Genomic DNA, 19,042 nt, shown 5'->3' with positions numbered 1-19,042 from the left:
TTGAAAAACATTGCAGTAATAGGCTCTGGTATTGCCGGTTTAACAAGCGCATATCTTCTTTCAAAAAAGCACAACGTCACAGTGTTTGAAAAGAATGAGTATATTGGCGGCCATACCGCGACTATTGATATAGAGTACAACAACGAAAAGCTAGCCATAGATACAGGCTTTATCGTCTTTAACGATAGAACATACCCTAACTTTTTAAAGTTAATGGCTGACATTGGTGTAGGTCGCCAAGAGACTGAAATGAGCTTTTCGGTGCATAATGCCGAAACAGGGTTTGAATATAACGGCCACAATATCGATACATTATTTGCTCAGCGTAGCAATATCCTTAGGCCCAAGTTTTGGCATCTCATACGCGAAATTCTTCGTTTTAATAAACAGTGTAAGTTTGAATATGAACAAGGATTAAAAGTTGAAGACAAAACACTTGGTGATTTTCTCTCCGAACACAACTTTAGTCGTTTCTTTGCTGAGCATTACATTCTCCCTATGGGAGCGGCTATATGGTCGAGCTCTATCGAAGAGATGGAAGCATTTGAATTGAAATTCTTTATTCGTTTCTTTGTAAACCACGGCCTGTTGAACATAGCGGACAGACCACAGTGGTATGTTGTGCCAGGTGGTTCTAAACAATACATAGCACCGCTCACAGAGACGTTTAAAGAAAATATTGTATTGAACGCGGCGATTGAAAAAATTACACGTCAGCAGGGCAAGGTACAAATTCATTTTGCTGATGGTGTACAAGAGTTTGATGAAATTGTTCTAGCATGTCATTCAGACCAAGCGTTGAATTTACTCGGCGATGCAAATGCAGAAGAGAAGTCTGTACTTTCAAGCATTCCTTACACGGCTAATAGTGTTGTGCTGCACACAGATATATCTTTGCTACCAAAACGCAAAAAAGCTTGGGCAAGTTGGAATTATCAATTGTCTGAAAGCCGCACGAGTCCAGCGAGCGTCACTTACAATATGAACATATTGCAAGGGCTTGAGAATGCGACAACGTTTTGTGTAACGCTAAATCAGGACGAAGCGATTGATGATTCAAAAGTCATTCGTAAATTTGTTTATCATCACCCAGTCTTCAACAAAAAATCGATGGCTGCTCAACTGCAACGTGAAACTATTTGCGGGAAAAACAATACGCATTTTGCAGGTGCGTACTGGTATAACGGATTTCATGAAGACGGCGTAAGAAGTGCTGTAGATGTCGGCAAAAGGTTTGGTTGTGAATTATGAGTGAAGTTTCGGCATTAAAAAGCGCGGTATACAGCGGTAACGTTCGCCACAGACGCTTTACACCCGCAAAAAATGTTTTTAACTACACGCTATATATGTTGGCTCTTGATGTTGACGAAGCAGTAAATCATCAACTACCTACAGGTCTGTTTGGTTATAAATGGTTCAATCCAATACGATTTGTTGAAAAAGATTATTTACGTGGTGAACCGGGAAATTTACGTCAACGTATTGTTGATAAAGTAATTTCTTTGGGTGAAGCCAAAGAGGTGGCCCGTATTACAATTCTGGTGCAAGTAAGGTGTTTTGGACTTTATTTTAGCCCTGCGAATTTCTTTTTCTGTTACGACAAAAACGACTCATGTTTTTGTATGTTGGTAGAAGTCAGTAATACACCGTGGAACAAACGTCACTATTATCTAGTTCCCATGGAAGATGACGTATCTATTGAAAAGTCTTTCCATGTGTCACCTTTTATGGACTTAAATATGCGCTACCATTGGCGCGTAAGGCCACCCGAAGAAAATAAACAGAAACTATTAGTGCATATTGAAAATAAGAACGATCATCAAAAACTTTTTGATGCTACGTTAGCGCTGAATAAACAAGCTTTTACGAACAAAAACATGGTCAAAGTTTGGGCGCAGTTGCCAGCCATGACATTAAAAGTTGTTGCCGGTATTTATTATCAAGCACTTAAACTACTAATAAAACGCGTACCTTTTGTGCCATATCAGGAAAAACAATCGTAGTGCGTTCACAGGAGCATATTGTGGAAAATGTTGCTATTTCTGCGCAAATAAACGAAGCGAGTTGGTTTGAGAAACGCTGCCGATCAATTGTATTTGCTATCCTAGGTCAAATTAAAGGGGCAGGGATTGAAGTTAAAGAACGAGATAAAACATACAAGTTTGGTGAATTCGACAACAATAATGTTTGCGCGCAAATTATTGTAAATGATATGGCAACATACGTGGCGCTTGTCAAAGGCGGTAGTATAGGTGCGGCGGAAGCTTATATTAACCATGACTGGGATACCCCAGATTTAACGGCAATGATTCGTGTGTTCGCCAAAGCACAGGAAGTCACTGACAAGTTTGAAAAGTATGTCAGTTGGTTTACTCGCCTCCAAAATAAATGGTTTCACTATCGCAACAGAAATTCGAAGACGGGCTCGAAGAAAAACATCCTTTCTCACTATGATTTAGGAAATGAACTCTACACACGTTTTTTAGATAAAGAAATGATGTACAGCTCAGCTATTTACCCAGATGAAAACGCAAGCCTCGAAACTGCCCAGCTTAATAAACTGGACAAAATATGCCAAAGATTAGAATTAACAGAAGATGATCACCTATTAGAAATTGGCACGGGTTGGGGTGGATTAGCGATTCACGCTGCGGGAAAATATGGCTGCAGAGTAACAACAACAACGATTTCTGATGCTCAACACGAGTATGCGAAAAATCGCATCGAAAAGCTTGGCTTAAGCGACAAAATCACTTTACTAAAAGAAGATTATAGAAATTTAACAGGTCAATACGACAAATTAGTCTCAATAGAGATGATCGAAGCCGTTGGTTTTGAATACATGGATAGCTTTTTTAAGCAATGCAACGATCGATTAAAGCCTGGCGGAAAATTGTTAATTCAGGCAATAACTATTGCTGACCAGCGTTTTGAGCATTACTTAAACAACGTTGACTTTATTCAGCGTTATATTTTCCCAGGTGGCTTTTTACCCTCGATCGAGCTTATGGCAAAACAAGTGAGCAAAAATACCAGTATGGTCATTGAAGGCTTGCATGATATCGGTCTAGATTATGCTAAAACGTTAGCAGATTGGCGTGAAAGGTTTTTAGCCTCATGGCCTGAGCTAATTAATTTCGGCTACGATGAGCAATTTAAGCGACTTTGGTTATTTTACTTAGGGTACTGTGAAGGAGCTTTCTTAGAGCGTTCGACTAGCACCGTCCACATGGTAGCGCGTAAGTAAGCGGGTATATAGCGTAAAAAAGGAAGCATAAGGCTTCCTTTTTTGTTCAGTTATATTCCAGTTCACGCGCTTATCTAAAAGCAAATAGGGACCGAAAGACTAGTTGATTTGACACACAAGACCTTTCAAGTAATAGCCTTCAGGGTAAGCCGCCAAAATAGGGTGGTCACCAGCTTGTTGTAATCGTTCGACAATGTGGCAGTTTTTCCCTGCGTCTAAAGCGGCATCGGCAACAACTTTTTGAAAAAGGCCAGCGTCTAGTAGACCTGAACAGCTAAAGGTTAATAGCAATCCGCCAGGGTTTAATAACTGCATTGCTAGCATGTTAATATCTTTATAACCTCGACAGGCACTTGTTAGCTGTGACTTTGCTTCGACAAATTTTGGGGGATCCATAATCACCATGTCGAATTTTTTGCCTTCTTTCTTGTAGTTTCGCAATAGCTTAAATACGTCTTCTTTTACAAAAGCGACGTTTTTGTCGGTTAATCCATTTGCTTCTACGTTTCTTTTAGCGATATCCAGTGCTGGTTGAGATACATCAACGTTGGTAACGCTTTTTGCGCTATTAGCAGCGCAATGTAAGCTGAAGGTACCCGTATAACTAAAACAATTAAGGACGTCTTTATTTTCAGCGTACTTTCCTGCTGCAACACGAGAGTCGCGCTGGTCTAAATAAAAACCTGTTTTGTGACCCGTCGCAACGTCAACAATAATGCTAACGCCGTGTTCTTTAATAATGCGCTCTGTGCTTTCTTTTTCGTTAGCTAACCAACCAACTTGTTTGTCTAAGCCTTCTTTTTTTCTAACATCTACATCGGAGCGCTCATAGACTCCGCAGTTAGGATAAAGCTCTGTTAATACATCAACGATGGTATGTCGGTGGAACTCCGCTCCAGCTGATAGCAACTGACAAACAATAATGTCGTCATATTTATCAATAGTAATACCAGGCATGTGATCAGATTCGCCAGCAATTAGACGATAACCGGTTAATCCTCCCTTTTCGATGAACCAATCTCGTCTTGATTGTGCCTGTTTAAATTTTTTAACAAAAAAATCACGGTCTATTTGTTCGCTTTCATTAAAGCTCCAAACACGAACACGCATTTGGGATTCGGGAGAGTAGGCCCCTTTAGCCAGCCAGTTCCCTTTGCTATCTAGGACATCAACGGTTTCTCCAAGCATAGGTTTACCTTTGATTTTTGCAATCGCTTTGGAGAAAACCCACGGGTGTTTGCGGCGTAGTGATTTTTCGCGACCAACATTTAAATAAATTCTTGCTGACATGTGCCTATACTTAGAGAAAAGAAAAGTGTGCAGATTGTAGTGAAAGGCACATAGCGGTGCAATGAAAGGAGCGGAATTATGGCGATATGTTGTCTTGCTAATGTAAGTGGGAAAGTACAGGGAGTTTATTTCCGGGCGTCTTGCCAGCAAAAAGCAATCGATTTGCAATTAAGTGGATACGCTAAAAATTTAGCCGATGGCGATGTTCAGGTGATGGTTTGCGGTGAAGAAAGTAATGTTAATCAAATGCTGGAATGGTTGTCCCATGGCCCATCAAAAGCAGAGGTGTCTGCCGTTCAACACAACCAGGTGGATTATCAGTCTTATAACCATTTCTCTATCGGTTAATTCTTTCTAACTAGTAACTAGTGCAAATGCTAGTTACTAGTGCCTTTATCGATTCACTCAATAAAATTAAAACGTTTAAACGTCTTTCCATCCCGCTCAATTATTTCATCAAACATCGCTAGAGGTCTGGCGAAATACTCGGGTTCACCCGTTTTTTCGATAGAGCCATAAAGCGGGTAGTAAATGACCAGCTGCTCTTCTGTCTCACTGTGTTTAGCGACATTCGTTACTTGGTAATAGTTACCTTTGAAGTGTTGATATTTTCCAGGCTTTATCATGATGCTCTTTATTGTCGTTAAAAATCCATTGCAGTGTAGCAAAAGCTATTCGCACAATTAATAGAACTTTTGATTAAAGCAGGCGGTAGAAGACAGAGTTACTGCCAATTATGCCAATATTGGATAAATATTCATTGGATTTCCAAATCTGTATTCGTTTTACGAATAATGACTATTGTGAATATTCACTATTGATTTGGTGAATTATGTACGATGGTAAGACCAGAGGTTGCCTACAGGCTGCGCTATGACTGATTAAAAATTCTACGAAAAATTTCGCTCTTTTAACTTATCATACGAAATAGAGTCGCCACTCTATTTGATTCGTTGACAGATTTCAAGTCTCTCCACACAGTAGAAATTGATAAATATCATTCAATAAAACCGCTGAACTATCAGCACATTTATCAGAAAAATAACAAAAACTAGTGAAAAGCTAGGGGCTTTTGGGGAGAGGCACCATGAAAACAACAAGCTTTCAACGTTCTAAAGTAGCGTTGGCCATCGTTACGTCGTTGTTCGTTAGCGCAGCGCACGCACAAGAAGAGTCTACAGAGAATAAAGAAGACGATTCATATCTAGAAACCATTACCGTAACTGCACAAAAACGTATTCAAAACTTACAGGAAGTACCCATCGCAGTCACTGCATTTTCAGGTGACGAAATGGGTGAGGCAGTGATCAAGGATTTATATGACCTACAAAAAGCTGTACCAGCACTTGGCGCATTCCAAAGTCAAAGTGCGACTCAGTCTAGCTTTTCAATTCGTGGTGTAGGGACGTCGTCTCAAAACTATGGTTTAGAGTCTTCAGTAGGTTTGTATGTTGACGGTGTATACCGTGCGCGCCAAAACTCGATGATCAATAACTTGATTGATGTAGAGGCGGTTGAGGTGTTGCGTGGCCCACAAGGCACACTATTTGGTAAGAATACGCCGTCTGGTGCTGTGTTGGTCCGTACAATTAAGCCTAGCCATGATGGCGATGACGGTTTTGTTGAAGTAACAGCGGGTAATTATGGATTGTTAAACTTTGCCGGCGCTATGTCGATTTCTGCAATCGAAGATGTATTAGCTTTTCGCGTTACTGGCTTTACAAGTGATAGAGACGGAATCGTAGACGATGTTAATTTAGGTGATGAAGTTTTAAACGATCGCGATCGTTGGGGAGCTCGTCTACAAATGTTGTACACGCCTAGCGATAACTTTTCACTGCGTATTATTGCGGACCATGGTGAAATTGACGAGATTTGTTGTGCTGCGCCAACACAAGTAAGTAATTTCCAAGCACGTGAAATTCCTGGCAAGTTTGGTAGCGATGCCTTCTTAAGCCAACCTCCGTTTAATGCTACGGTTTTTGGTGACGATGAGTTCTACGATAGAAAAGTTGCTGTTTCATTTCTTCCTGAATCGAGCATGGAAGATAGAGGGTTATCAGCAGAGATTAATTGGGATATCGACGATAAATTTACGTTAACATCTATTTCTGCTTACCGTAGTTTTGAGTCTTACGACAATATTGATAGTGATTTTACCGACGCTGACTTATTTGGTACCACGAACGATGCAGAGCAGGACTCATTTTCACAAGAGATTCGTCTGACTTATGCTGGAGACGATATTAATTATATCTTGGGTCTTTATTACTTCACGCAAGATATAGACTTAGACTACAGCCTTTATACAGATGACCTGTTTAATACGTTCTATATGGCGAACTTCCAAGGGGCACTTGATCCGGTATTAAACGGTATTGATCAAATCAGTGCTTTAACGGGGGGATTAGTGGCGCCGTCGGCAGAAGCTGCACCAGCCGGTGTAGGTTTTGACCATATCGCTAAACAAGAACATGAAAGTTATGCGATTTTCGGCCAAGTTGATTACAAGTTAACGGATAAGCTAACGGTGACTGCGGGTCTTCGTTACACCGACGAAACAAAAGATCTTTCAACACGATACTTTGAGAATATGCCAGATGGCAATACGTTCGTACCATTCTTTGACAGTATTGGTGATCCTTCCACGCCTGAGTCTATCGTTCCTGGAACATTAATTTATGGTGCGGGTGTTGCTGGCGCAGTGTTACAAGGCATATCAGCAGGTTTAATTGATATTACAACCCCTGAAGGTCAGCAGGCGCTTCAAGCATTAGTGCCATTCCAAACACCAGGTTGGGGTTTCCAACCGTTAGGTGCTACGACAGCTCAACGCTCTGATATTGTAGAAACTCTTGAAGACGACCAAGTAACGGGTACGTTGAAATTTAGCTACCAGTTTGATCGACATTCAATGGCTTATATTTCATACGGTACTGGCTATAAATCAGGCGGTACTAACACTGACCGTATTGCTGAAGGTTTTGAGCCAATTTTTGAAGCAGAAACGTCAGAGTCTATTGAAATAGGCTGGAAGAAAGACTTTGTTGAGCAAGATCTTCGTATCAACGCAGCCGCCCACCATACGACAGTGGATGATTTCCAAGCGAATACATTTACAGGTAACGGCTTTAATTTGCAAAACGCAGGTGACTATAAAATCTCTGGCTTTGAGTTAGAGGCGACATGGTTCCCAACGGATAGCACTGAAATAAATTTTGCTTATGCAATGGTTGACGCTGAATATGATAGTTTTGAACGTGGTAACTGTTGGAATGCATACACATGGCACACGGGTATTGTCGACCCTGGTCAAGAAAGTACTGACCCGGCAAACCCTAATCCATACTGTAATCGAACAGGGGACCGTCCAGGTGGTGAGCCAGAGGACTTCGCTATTCTGAGTGTTAAACAAGAGTTCTACCTGTCAGATACCATATATTCATATTTACAGGCCGATTATAGTTACACAGGTGATATGGTGCTTGATGGTAGTAACGACCCTTATGCAATGCAAGACTCATATAACTTGCTCAATGCTCGCTTCTTTGTGAAGTTTGAAGACTATGATTTAGATCTTATTCTGTGGGGACGTAACATCTTAGATGAAGAGTACATTAACCGTACTAACTTTAATGTACCTATCCAAGACGGCAAGATGAACGCATATGTTTCTGAACCAGCAACATATGGTATTACCTTGAAAAAACGTTTTTAAAAGTAGTAAATAGTTTTGGTTTTAGGGCAATGAATAAAGCGAGATCCCCAGCTTTCGTATATTCATTGTTCTAGAACCAATCAATAATCCGCCTTAGCTTTCGCTAGGGCGTTTATTTTTATAAAGAGGGATTTATGTCTTTAGCTGAATTATTAAAAGAACGTCATTCCGTTCGTGCATTCCAGAATACGCCTATTGAACAAAGTGTATTAGACGACATTTTTAATAACGCACAACTTTCACCATCTAATTGTAACGTTCAACCATGGCAGATATGTGTCGTGTCAGGAGACACGAAAAACACGCTACAAGATAAATTTGTTAGCCTACTAATGGGGGGGACGAAACCAAACCCAGATTTTAATTGGTTACCGCAATATCAAGGAATTCACCGAGATAGACAATTTGGGTCTGCAAATGCTCTATATTCTGCAATGGATATTGCGCGCGAAGACAAACAGGCCAGGCAAATGGCTATGTTGCGCAACTGGCAATTTTTTGGAGCGCCGCATGCGGTATTTTTCACGATGGACAAGTATTTGGACATTATGGGCGCTGTTGACTTAGGTATTTATGCACAAACACTGTCTTTGCTTATGGCTGAAAAAGGCATTAGTAATTGTATGCAAGGTGCGCTAGGGCAGTTCCCTGATCCCGTGCGAGAGGTGCTTCAATTACCCGCTGATAGAGGGATTTTGTTTGGTATGTCGTTTGGTTATGAGGATGTATCGAATAATGCCAATAAAGCTCGCACAGACAGAGCTTCGTTAAACGACGCCGTTCAGTTTTATGGTTAGTATTGAAGCATTAAAAAGTAGGTATGTTGACGTTAATGGCGTCAGCATACACTATAAAGAAAGTGGTAAAGCTGATAATTTCGATGCTTCCATTATTTTCCTTCATGGCTTCCCAGAATATTGGGGTACTTGGAAAGAGCAACTAGCATACTTCACTGGTCAATTTCATTTAGTTGCACCAGACTTACCGGGTTATAACCTAAGCGATAAACCAAACGACAATACATTCTATCAAGTACCTAACTTAGTTAGTTTTTTTTCAAAGTTCATAAAGAAAGTCGCTCAAGGCAATCGCGTAATTCTAGTTGCACATGATTGGGGCGGTGCAATTGCATGGCCTTTAGCTGCATTTCATGCAGACCTAGTCAATAAATTGGTTATTTTAAACGCTGCCCACCCAAGTACTTTTACCCGAGAAATGTTTAATAATGTCGCACAGCGCGTAAAGAGCGATTACATACACGATTTAATCGCTGACGATGCTGTTGAGCGTTTATCTGCAAATGATTATAGCTATCTTGGCGAAAAAATATTTTCTACGATGAATCCTGATGCCGTTTCTACTGAGCTCATGCGGGAGTACAAGAGCGTTTGGTCCATCGAAGGGGCGGTAGCTGGCATGATGGGATATTACCGAGCTATGCCGCAGCTGGCAGAGAGAGAACCTGGGATTAAGGAAGGTTCAATAGCGGCTAATACGCAACCTTCACCCGAAATGCAGGCTGAACAAGCCCACATTCCAAATATCAGAGTTAGTCAATCAACCCTTGTACTTTGGGGGGAGCTAGACCAGGCGTTTGTGGTGGAGACGCTGGACGGTCTAGAACACTATGTAACCGATTTAACGTTAGTAAGGTTTCCTAATGCGACTCATTGGCTCCAACACGAATGTTCGGCCGAAATTAACCAAGCCATTGATAAATTTATTAAATAGACAGCTTATGGTTAATGACAAATGTGATTAATTTGTTAAACAGATAATTTAAATGAGTGTTTTAATTTTTAAACGGCGGTTATTCGTGTAGTATCTTTCGCTACATAACTTATAAGCCAGCGTTTAATTACACCGTTGGTGAATAAACAAACTACCGATAAAGCTCAGCGGAAGGCAGTTAACAGTCAATAACAATAGATAAAAGACTGGTTTAAAAAGCGCATCAAAGCAACCTTTTTCAAAGCAATAACTTTAATGCGTTAAAAGTGTAAATATGGACTATTAGTAGTGAGTTAGCATCGAACACTCTTGTTGAGATGCAAATTTAGTTCTAAATAAATAATCAAACTGGTAAAGGCTGTAGAATCCTTTGGAGAGATACCATGTTTACTTTACATACCCGTCGCTCAGCGTTAGCGATGGCTATTTTCGCCTCATTTTCCCTTACGTCAGAAGCTCAAAATATTGAGCATAGCGATAATACCTCCCACAAAAGTGATACTGATACATTTTTAGAGACAATTACGGTCACAGCGCAAAAGCGTACACAAAATTTGCAAGAAGTCCCGATTGCTGTGACTACTTTTTCAGGGCAACAACTTCAAGAAGCAATTATCAAGGATGTGTACGATTTACAAACGCTTGTTCCGGCTTTTAATGCGTTTCAGCATCAAAGTGCCACGCAATCCTTCTTTTCAATCAGAGGGGTAGGCACTTCTTCACAAAACTTTGGCTTAGAATCTTCCGTGGGCTTGTATGTCGATGGTGTATACCGCGCACGTCAAAATTCCATGATAAATAATTTTGTCGACATTGAAGCGGTAGAAGTGCTGAAAGGGCCTCAGGGGACGTTATTCGGTAAAAACACCCCGTCTGGCGCGGTCACCGTAAGAACGGTGAAGCCTAGTCATGAAAGTGACGATGGATTTTTAGAGGTTACAGCAGGAAATTATGGCCTATTGAATTTTTCAGGGGCTAAATCTTTCTCCGCTATAGAGGATGTGCTTGCTTTTCGTGCCACTGCATTTAGCAGTGATAGGGACGGGATTGTCGATAACATCATACTAGGTGATGAAACCCAAAATGATAGAAATCGCTGGGGTGCCCGCTTACAAATGTTATATACACCAAGTAGCGATATCAGTTTACGTGTTATTGCTGACCACAGTGAGATAGATGAAATATGCTGTGGCTCTCCTGCACTAATTAGTAATTTTACCGCAAGAGAAATTCCGGGAAAGTTTGGTACCGATGCTTTGTTAACGCAACCACCGTTTAACGGAACCTTTATTAGTGGTGAAGATTTCTTTGAACGCAAGGTCAACGATACATTTTTACCTGAGTCGACGATGAAAGACTCTGGGATATCCGTTGAGTTAGATTGGGATGTAGATGAGCGTTATCGCGTGACATCAATTACGGGTTTCAGAAACTTTGACTCTTACGACCATATAGATACCGATTATTCTGATGTCGCACTGTTTGGAACGATAAACGATGTTGAGCAGAGCTCGTTTTCGCAAGAACTTCGTTTGACGTATTCAGGTAAGGATTTAACCTATATCGTCGGTCTGTATTATTTTACACAAGATCTGGATTTGGACTACAGCCAATATACGGATGGTTTATTCAATGAATTCTATATGGCGGGGTTCGAAGGTGCACTTGATCCCTTACTATCAGGTATTGATCAAATAAGCGCACTAACAGGCGGATTAGTCGCTCCCTCGGCACAAGCGGCGCCAGCTGGCGTTGGTTTTGATCATATATCTAAACAAGACCACGAAAGTTACGCAATTTTTGGCCAGTTTGATTATCGGCTGAGTGAAAAAATGACCCTTACTGCAGGGTTGCGATATACCGACGAAAAGAAAGAAATATCGACGAACTATTTTGAAAATATGCCAAATGGTACCACTTTCGTTCCTTTTTTTAATTCGGTAGGGGATCCTGCTAATCCCGAGACTATCGTGCCAGGGAGCCTGATTTATGGTGCTGCAGTAGCTGGTGCTGTTGCTGATGGAATTGCAACAGGTCAGATAGATATTACGACGCCTGATGGACAAGCAGCATTGCAAGCCTTTGTGCCATTTCAGACACCTGGCTGGGGTTTCCAACCACTCGGTCCCGTGACCTCTCAGCGTTCCAATGTTGACGAGACATTGAAGGATGACAAAGTAACGGGTACGGCAAAGTTAAGTTATCAACTTGACCCAAATGCAATGGTATATGCGTCAATTGGCACGGGTTACAAATCAGGCGGAACAAATACGGATCGATTAGCCGAAGGTTTTGACCCTATTTTTGACGCAGAAACTTCTACTTCATATGAGGTCGGCATCAAGAAGGACTTTATTGATCACAAGCTTCGCATCAATGCGGCAGCGCATTACACTGAGGTTGAAGATTTTCAAGCGAACGCATACACCGGAAATGGTTTTAACCTTCAAAATGCTGGTGACTATAAAATTGATGGCGTTGAAGTAGAGGTGACTTGGTTGCCAACCGATGAAATGGAAGTTCATTTTGCTTATGCGCGTGTTAATGCCGAGTTTGATAACTTTGAACGTGGAAATTGTTGGGTTGCTTATACATGGCATACCGGCATTACCGATCCTGGCCAGGAGAGTACAGATCCTGCTAACCCAAATCCTTACTGTAATCGTTCCGGTGATAGACCAGCTGGTGAACCAGAAGACTTTGCGGCGCTAAGTATTAAACAAGAACTGGTTTTTCTAGAGAGTATCTATTCTTTTTTCCAAATAGATTATAGCTATACAGGCGATATGGTACTTGATAGCAGTAACGACCCTTACGCCCAACAAGACAGTTACAGTTTGGTTAATGCAAGGTTATTTGCTCATCTCCAAGACTACGACTTAGACATTATTCTGTGGGGTCGTAATGTGTTTGATGAAGAATACGTAAATGGCAATAATTTCAATGTGCCGATCCAAGATGGCAAGATGAACGCCTATGTGTCAGAGCCAAGAACTTTTGGCGTAACGTTACGAAAGCAGTTCTAAGGGTAAGAATAACTCAATAATAAAAAGGAAGTTAATATGGAAAAGGTATTTAATAGCCAAGCGCGTGAGTACGACGTATTCGAAGTCGCCAAAAAATCGCTTAATGAAACACGTGTGTGCACGTCGGTTTTTGACTGGCCGCTAGCGGCAGGTCAAGTGTTACTGCAAGTCGATAAGTTTGCATTAACGGCGAACAATGTTACGTACGGTATTACCGGTGATATGCTTGGTTATTGGCGCTTTTTCCCAACCAATAAAGGCTGGGGGCGATTACCCGTCATGGGGTTTGCTGATGTTGTTGCCTCTAACCATGACGATATCTCCGTTGGTGAGCGAGTGTATGGCTTCTTCCCAATGGGTAAATACCTCACGATAAATGCGGGTAGAGTGTCGGTATCAGGTTTTTTCGATACTAGCGAACATCGACAAGGACTTTCTCCTGTATACGCGCGTTTTGAGCGTGTCGCTGCCAACCCTTTTTATCAGAAAGGTACAGAAGACTATCAAATGTTGGTTAAAGGGTTATATACCACGTCGTGGCTAATCGACGACTTTATGTTTGACAACAATTTTTTTGGCGCCGACCAATACTTGATAACCAGCGCATCGAGTAAAACAAGTATTGCGTTAGCATTTTGTGTTAAACAGCGAGGTTTGAAACCTAGTGTTGGCATAACATCTAAAAGTCGTGTCGACTATGTTAAGTCTCTGGGCGTTTATGACAACGTCATCGACTATGACGACATTGCATCTTTAGATGCTAACACCCCTTCAATTGTTGTTGATATGGCAGGTTCAAACACGGTGCTATCAAACATTCATCAACTTTTTGCTGGCAACCTCAAATTTTCAAGCCGAGTAGGGGCAACGCATATTAACGATCTTTATTTTGAAGGGGAATTAGTCGGTCCTAAGCCCATTAATTTCTTTGCACCGCATCAAGTAGAAAAACGGAGCAACGAGTGGGGCAGTGAGAAGCTCATGGTCAATATCGCCCAAATGCTCAACCCGTTTATAGCGTTTTGCTTTGCACACATCGATATTGAAGGAATTAGTGATATGAATACCCTTGAACGTCACTATCAATCAATATTGTTGGGCAAGCAAGATGCTAAGCAAGGTTTAATCGTTACGCTGTAAGTCGGCCTTCATGTTTCTGATTGGCGTGTATTTGACATAATTGACAGTATTGGAAATTTATTTTGCCCGAATGACGCCGTAATTGATTGTGTTTCTTCTGTTTTAAAATGCAGCTTAAACGCATGCGGTTCTTTTAAAGAGCCATCGGTGAATCGCGCTAAAATGTGCAAATGGGTCTCACCAAATTGATGCAAACGTTGCGTTAAAATAGAACATTTACTTTAATGCAATTGATTGGTATGTCAAAATATTCAATAAATACAATGACCTATTGGTTGGTATGTAAATTGAATTTGTTAAAGCAGTTATGTTTAGCAAACCTTTTCAGCTGGATTTATGCCAAACATTGAAATAGATGAACTTAGTGTACTGTTAGTCGAAGATGATAAACGCAAAGCCGCGTTACTTATCGAAGCACTTGTACAGTCAAATTACTGCATACGTCATGTAACATCTTCAGGTATGCCTTTGCTTAAACAAGTAGAGCAATTGCAACCTGATATTATTCTTATTGATATCGAGTCGCCAAATCGCGACATGCTCGATAGCCTTGCTGTGATCTCGTCAACTAACCCTAAGCCTGTGATTATGCTCTCCCAAGATGAAGAGGAAACGATTCACCATATGGTGCAATCAGGCGTGAGTGCTTATGTTGCTGGTGGGGTAGCGACAGACAAAGTGCGTAAAATTCTTGATATTGCGATTGCTCGATTTAACGAATATCAAGTTTACCGACAAGAAGCAATTGAGGCGAAAACCAAAGCCGCGAATCAACGTGTTGTTGATCAAGCCAAAGCGTGGTTAATGGAATCTAAAGCGCTGACAGAGCAAGAGGCTTATCACAGCCTTAGAAAAATGGCGATGGATAATAGTCAAAAACTTGAAAGCGTTGCTCGCAACATTATGTCGCTGGCGAACATGCTGGAGAAATCATCGTGAGCCAATCTAAGAAATTTGATATCGAACAACACCATGTGAAGTTAGGTTTTATGCCGCTTTCAGATTGTGCGCCGATCATTGTTGCATATGAGAATGGCTATTTTTTAGAACAAGGTTTGTCAGTTACGCTGAAAAAGCAATATTCTTGGGCAACCATGCGCGATAAGTTGCATGCAGGCGTGCTAGATGCGGCGCAATTTCTGGCTCCTATGCCTTTAGCAAGTACACTAGGCATGCACGGTGAGCCTGTTGATGTAATTGCGGGTATGGTGCTTAGCCAAAATGGTAATGCCATTACCTTATCTATGCCCTTATATGAAGAGTTAAAATTCACTCACCAAACGCAAGCGTTGCAATTGCCACTTAGTGCGTCACTATTAAAGCCCATTATTGAGCAACGTCGCTCTGCGGGCAAAAAATTGAGATTTGCGACAGTATTTCCATTCAGTTGTCACTACTATCAACTTTCAACATGGTTTGAACAAAACAATGTCGCTATGGAAGATATTGAAATAGTTATCATCCCACCAGCAAGCATGGTAGAGGCTCTTCAGGCCGAAGATATTGATGGTTTTTGCGTTGGTGGACCATGGAATGCAAAGGCCGTTAGAGATGGCGTAGGTGTTACCTGTGTAACTTCTTGCGATATATGGCCAAATGTACCCGAAAAAGTATTGGCGCTTAAAAGTAAGTGGCAGCAAGACAACCCTGAATCGACAAAAGCGATTATTTATGCATTGAAAAAGGCTTGTGATTGGCTGTCTTTTGTTGGAAATCGTTTTGAAGCTGCACGAATGCTGAGTCAACACAATTATTTAGATCTGCATGTCTCTGTTATAGCCCCTTCATTAATTGGTAGTTGTCTCGTTCACCACGAACTGTCACCTCGATCAGTACCTAATTACAATCGTTTCAGCGGCAGTGAAGGCGATACTATCAATCAGCCGGATTACTTTCATGGCGAATGGTTGTTGAACCACATGAGAAAACATAATCATGTGAAACAGGACATTCCTGAGGACTTAGTCTCTGCTGTATATCGCCCTGACATCTACCGTGATGCAATTAGTGGTAAAACGAATAAATGCGCCAAAACACTGAGTCTATTGCCAAGTACCAAAATAGCACGTTAGTGCGCCAAAACGAGGCAATGAAAGGGTGCGTCGGTTTTCACAATAGGCACCTAAACAAAATAAAACCAATAAATACAAAGAGATAAAAAATAATTAGTGTATTGGCACTATTTGTGTAAAGAAATAAGGGAACGTTTGAAACTGAGCAAAACGTAAAACTACTCAGTACTGCAACGAGTGCAGCATAAGCATTTAAAGCATGGAATTTAAATGCGCTACAAAAAGATTTCTTAACTAATTACACCACAATGGCGTGGCATCAAATTAGTTTGGCAAAGCAGCCCGAATACGACTGACTATGGTGAGTTCGTATCGGGCTTTTTTATTGGGAGAAAAAAATGTTTTCACGCATGTTAAACCAACCTAAGACTTTCTGTCGCAAGCTTATAGGGCAAGCAGCAGTCGCAAGTATCTGTGTAGCAACGTCGCTATTTAGTGTCAGTGCAACAGCAGAAGAAATAGGGTATCCAGAAAAAGAAGAACTAAAATTTGGCTTCATCAAATTAACCGATATGGCACCGATTGCGATTGCCTATGAAAAAGGTTATTTCGAAGATGAAGGGTTATACGTAACCATTGAGGCGCAAGCAAACTGGAAGGTATTGCTTGATGGCGTTATCGATGGACGTTTAGATGGCGCGCACATGTTAGCAGGTCAGCCGATAGCGGCGACTATAGGCTACGGCACCAAAGCAGAAATCATTACACCGTTTTCAATGGATTTAAACGGTAATGGTATTACGGTTTCCAATGATATTTGGAAACAAATGAAAGCGAATATTCCTAAGCGAGCTGACGGTAAGCCAGTTCATCCAATTAAAGCAGATGCATTAAAGCCTGTTGTAGAAAAATACACGTCCGAAGGTAAGCCATTCAACATGGGTATGGTATTCCCAGTATCGACCCATAACTATGAGTTACGTTACTGGTTAGCTGCTGGCGGCATCCATCCTGGTTTCTATGCTCCGCATAAAGGTGATACTTCAGGTCAAATTGATGCAGAAGCTTTACTTTCTGTAACGCCACCACCGCAAATGCCTGCGACATTAGAAGCGGGAACAATCTATGGTTACTGTGTGGGTGAACCATGGAACCAACAGGCGGTATTTAAAGGTATCGGTGTACCAGTCGTGACTGACTATGAAATCTGGAAAGATAATCCAGAGAAGGTATTCGGTATCACTAAGGCATTTGCAGAGAAATACCCAAATACCACCGTACGTCTAACTCGCGCATTAATTCGTGCTGCGAAATGGTTGGATGAGAACGATAACGCTAACCGTCCGGAAGCAGTGAAAATCTTATCACAATCAAACTACGTAGGTGCTGATTACGATGTTATCGCAAATAGCATGACAGGTACGTTTGAATACGAAAAAGGCGATAAGCGTGAGGTACCTGACTTTAATGTGTTCTTCCGTTACAACGCGACTTATCCATACTATTCAGATGCCATTTGGTACCTAACGCAAATGCGCCGCTGGGGCCAAATTAGCGAAGACATGCCTGATAGCTGGTACTTCGATGTAGCCAAGAAAGTATATCGCCCAGACATCTACATGAAAGCGGCAAATTCTTTAGTCAAAGAAAAATTAATGTCAGCGTCTGATTTTGCATCGTTAACAGGTGAAGACGGTTTTAGAAATCCACAAACACATTTCATCGATAACATTGTTTACGACGGCACAAAGCCTAACGAATACATCAATAAGTTCAGCATCGGTTTAAAAGCTGGCGACAAGATCTAATCGTTTATCAAAGGTAAAAATATGCGCACTCGCGCAGTGCGCAAGGAGTTAATTTATGACGACGCTAACAAACAAACTTATCGCTGGCAGCAATAGCAATGGAGCTTTGAGCAAAGTAGTGCACTTTGTGTCTAACCGTGCACAGGCAATACTATTGCCTATGGTGGGCATCGCAGTGTTCTTACTTGTATGGTCAGTTGTTGCAAACAGTATTGATACTTCACTCGGTAAGTTTCCTGGACCAACGGCGGTTGCTGAACAGGTCGTTAATTTATATGAAGAACACAATGCAGAGCGAGAAAAGGCCACTGCATTTTATGAACGTCAAGAAAAGCGCAATGCAGCGCGTATTGCCAAAGATCCTGACTATGTACCGAAAATTCGTGCATATACAGGTAAAGAAACGTTTCTTGATCAAATTGGTACCAGTTTGGTGACAGTAATGAGCGGCTTTGTACTCGCTGCTCTGATTGCTATTCCACTGGGTATTGCCATTGGTTTGAGTAAATCTTTGAATACCGCGATTAATCCGATTATTCAAATTTTCAAACCAGTGTCGCCACTAGCTTGGCTTCCATTAGTGACTATGGTGGTAAGTGCGGTATATACATCGCCAGAGCCTATGTTTGCTAAGTCATTTATTAACTCACTAATTACCGTAACGCTTTGCTGTATTTGGCCAATGGTTATTAATACGTCGGTGGGTGTTGCGGCAATCAATCAAGATTGGGTAAACGTAAGCCGCGTCTTACGCTTACCTAATCTTACACATATCCAAAAAATCGTATTACCTGCTTCTATCCCTGCAATCTTTACCGGTATGCGTCTATCGCTCGGTATTGCCTGGATGGTCCTTATTGCAGCAGAAATGCTGGCGCAAAACCCTGGCCTTGGAAAGTTTGTTTGGGACGAGTTCCAAAACGGAAGCTCACAATCATTAAGCCGGATTATGACTGCTGTATTCGTCATTGGTTTTATCGGCTTCTTGTTAGACCGAGGAATGTTGCAACTTCAACGTGTTTTGTCATGGGACAAAGCAAGCGCTAAACGATAAGAAAGAAGAGGATAAT

General features: G+C 41.4%; 15 protein-coding genes. 13 read left to right on the top strand and 2 right to left on the bottom strand.

All coding sequences use genetic code 11. The annotated features are described in order from the left end of the window. The 3 genes from ACFSJY_RS11405 to ACFSJY_RS11395 are packed head-to-tail and all read left to right on the top strand — an operon-like array spanning position 1 to position 3,247. Positions 1-1,251 (top strand): NAD(P)/FAD-dependent oxidoreductase, encoded by a 1,251-nt coding sequence (locus ACFSJY_RS11405; RefSeq protein ID WP_386034329.1) that lies wholly within the window; start codon positions 1-3, stop codon positions 1,249-1,251. Continuing rightward, positions 1,248-2,003 carry a DUF1365 domain-containing protein gene (locus tag ACFSJY_RS11400; protein WP_386034327.1) on the top strand — a complete coding sequence of 252 codons (756 nt, stop codon included), beginning with the start codon at positions 1,248-1,250 and terminating at the stop codon, positions 2,001-2,003. The genes ACFSJY_RS11405 and ACFSJY_RS11400 overlap by 4 nt, the downstream gene beginning before the upstream one ends. A 20-nt stretch (positions 2,004-2,023) precedes the next feature. Continuing rightward, entirely contained in the window at positions 2,024-3,247 is a 1,224-nt protein-coding gene (locus tag ACFSJY_RS11395; protein WP_386034325.1) for a class I SAM-dependent methyltransferase, read from the top strand. A 99-nt stretch (positions 3,248-3,346) separates the two neighbouring features. Here the strand turns inward: ACFSJY_RS11395 and ACFSJY_RS11390 are convergent, their stop codons facing one another. Beyond that, entirely contained in the window at positions 3,347-4,537 is a 1,191-nt protein-coding gene (locus ACFSJY_RS11390) for a class I SAM-dependent methyltransferase (protein WP_386034323.1), read from the bottom strand. A 78-nt stretch (positions 4,538-4,615) separates the two neighbouring features. Between ACFSJY_RS11390 and ACFSJY_RS11385 the strand changes: the two genes are divergently transcribed. Continuing rightward, positions 4,616-4,885 (top strand): acylphosphatase, encoded by a 270-nt coding sequence (locus tag ACFSJY_RS11385; protein ID WP_386034321.1) that lies wholly within the window; start codon positions 4,616-4,618, stop codon positions 4,883-4,885. Between the two features lie 53 nt (positions 4,886-4,938). Here the strand turns inward: ACFSJY_RS11385 and ACFSJY_RS11380 are convergent, their stop codons facing one another. Further along, entirely contained in the window at positions 4,939-5,163 is a 225-nt protein-coding gene (locus tag ACFSJY_RS11380) for a DUF1653 domain-containing protein (protein WP_386034319.1), read from the bottom strand. 461 nt (positions 5,164-5,624) lie between these two features. Here ACFSJY_RS11380 and ACFSJY_RS11375 point away from each other — a divergent pair, with 461 nt between their 5' ends. From ACFSJY_RS11375 to ACFSJY_RS11335, 9 genes are all read left to right on the top strand, one after another. Next, entirely contained in the window at positions 5,625-8,255 is a 2,631-nt protein-coding gene (locus ACFSJY_RS11375) for a TonB-dependent receptor (protein ID WP_386034318.1), read from the top strand. 134 nt (positions 8,256-8,389) lie between these two features. After that, positions 8,390-9,052 (top strand): nitroreductase family protein, encoded by a 663-nt coding sequence (locus ACFSJY_RS11370; RefSeq protein WP_386034316.1) that lies wholly within the window; start codon positions 8,390-8,392, stop codon positions 9,050-9,052. After that, a complete protein-coding gene (locus tag ACFSJY_RS11365) occupies positions 9,045-9,986 on the top strand; it encodes an alpha/beta fold hydrolase (protein WP_386034314.1) in 942 nt (313 codons plus the stop codon). Before ACFSJY_RS11370 ends, ACFSJY_RS11365 begins: the two co-directional genes overlap by 8 nt. Positions 9,987-10,369: 383 nt before the next feature. After that, complete coding sequence (locus tag ACFSJY_RS11360; protein WP_386034312.1) at positions 10,370-13,012, top strand: TonB-dependent receptor; 2,643 nt, start codon at positions 10,370-10,372, stop codon at positions 13,010-13,012. A 36-nt stretch (positions 13,013-13,048) separates the two neighbouring features. Then, positions 13,049-14,152, top strand: coding sequence for a DUF2855 family protein (locus ACFSJY_RS11355; RefSeq protein WP_386034310.1), 1,104 nt, complete (start codon positions 13,049-13,051; stop codon positions 14,150-14,152). Between the two features lie 336 nt (positions 14,153-14,488). Next, positions 14,489-15,091: an ANTAR domain-containing response regulator gene (locus ACFSJY_RS11350; RefSeq protein WP_386034308.1), complete on the top strand. Its 603-nt coding sequence runs from the start codon at positions 14,489-14,491 to the stop codon at positions 15,089-15,091. Next, a complete protein-coding gene (locus ACFSJY_RS11345; RefSeq protein WP_386034306.1) occupies positions 15,088-16,224 on the top strand; it encodes a CmpA/NrtA family ABC transporter substrate-binding protein in 1,137 nt (378 codons plus the stop codon). Before ACFSJY_RS11350 ends, ACFSJY_RS11345 begins: the two co-directional genes overlap by 4 nt. A gap of 338 nt (positions 16,225-16,562) precedes the next feature. Continuing rightward, positions 16,563-17,972 (top strand): CmpA/NrtA family ABC transporter substrate-binding protein, encoded by a 1,410-nt coding sequence (locus tag ACFSJY_RS11340; protein ID WP_386034304.1) that lies wholly within the window; start codon positions 16,563-16,565, stop codon positions 17,970-17,972. 160 nt (positions 17,973-18,132) lie between these two features. Then, positions 18,133-19,026 carry an ABC transporter permease gene (locus tag ACFSJY_RS11335; RefSeq protein WP_386035022.1) on the top strand — a complete coding sequence of 298 codons (894 nt, stop codon included), beginning with the start codon at positions 18,133-18,135 and terminating at the stop codon, positions 19,024-19,026. Positions 19,027-19,042: the final 16 nt, after the last annotated feature.

The sequence above is a fragment of the Thalassotalea euphylliae genome, assembly GCF_042682785.1.
GTDB classification, from domain to species: domain Bacteria; phylum Pseudomonadota; class Gammaproteobacteria; order Enterobacterales; family Alteromonadaceae; genus Thalassotalea_F; species Thalassotalea_F euphylliae.
This window is presented reverse-complemented; position numbering and strand designations above follow the sequence as displayed.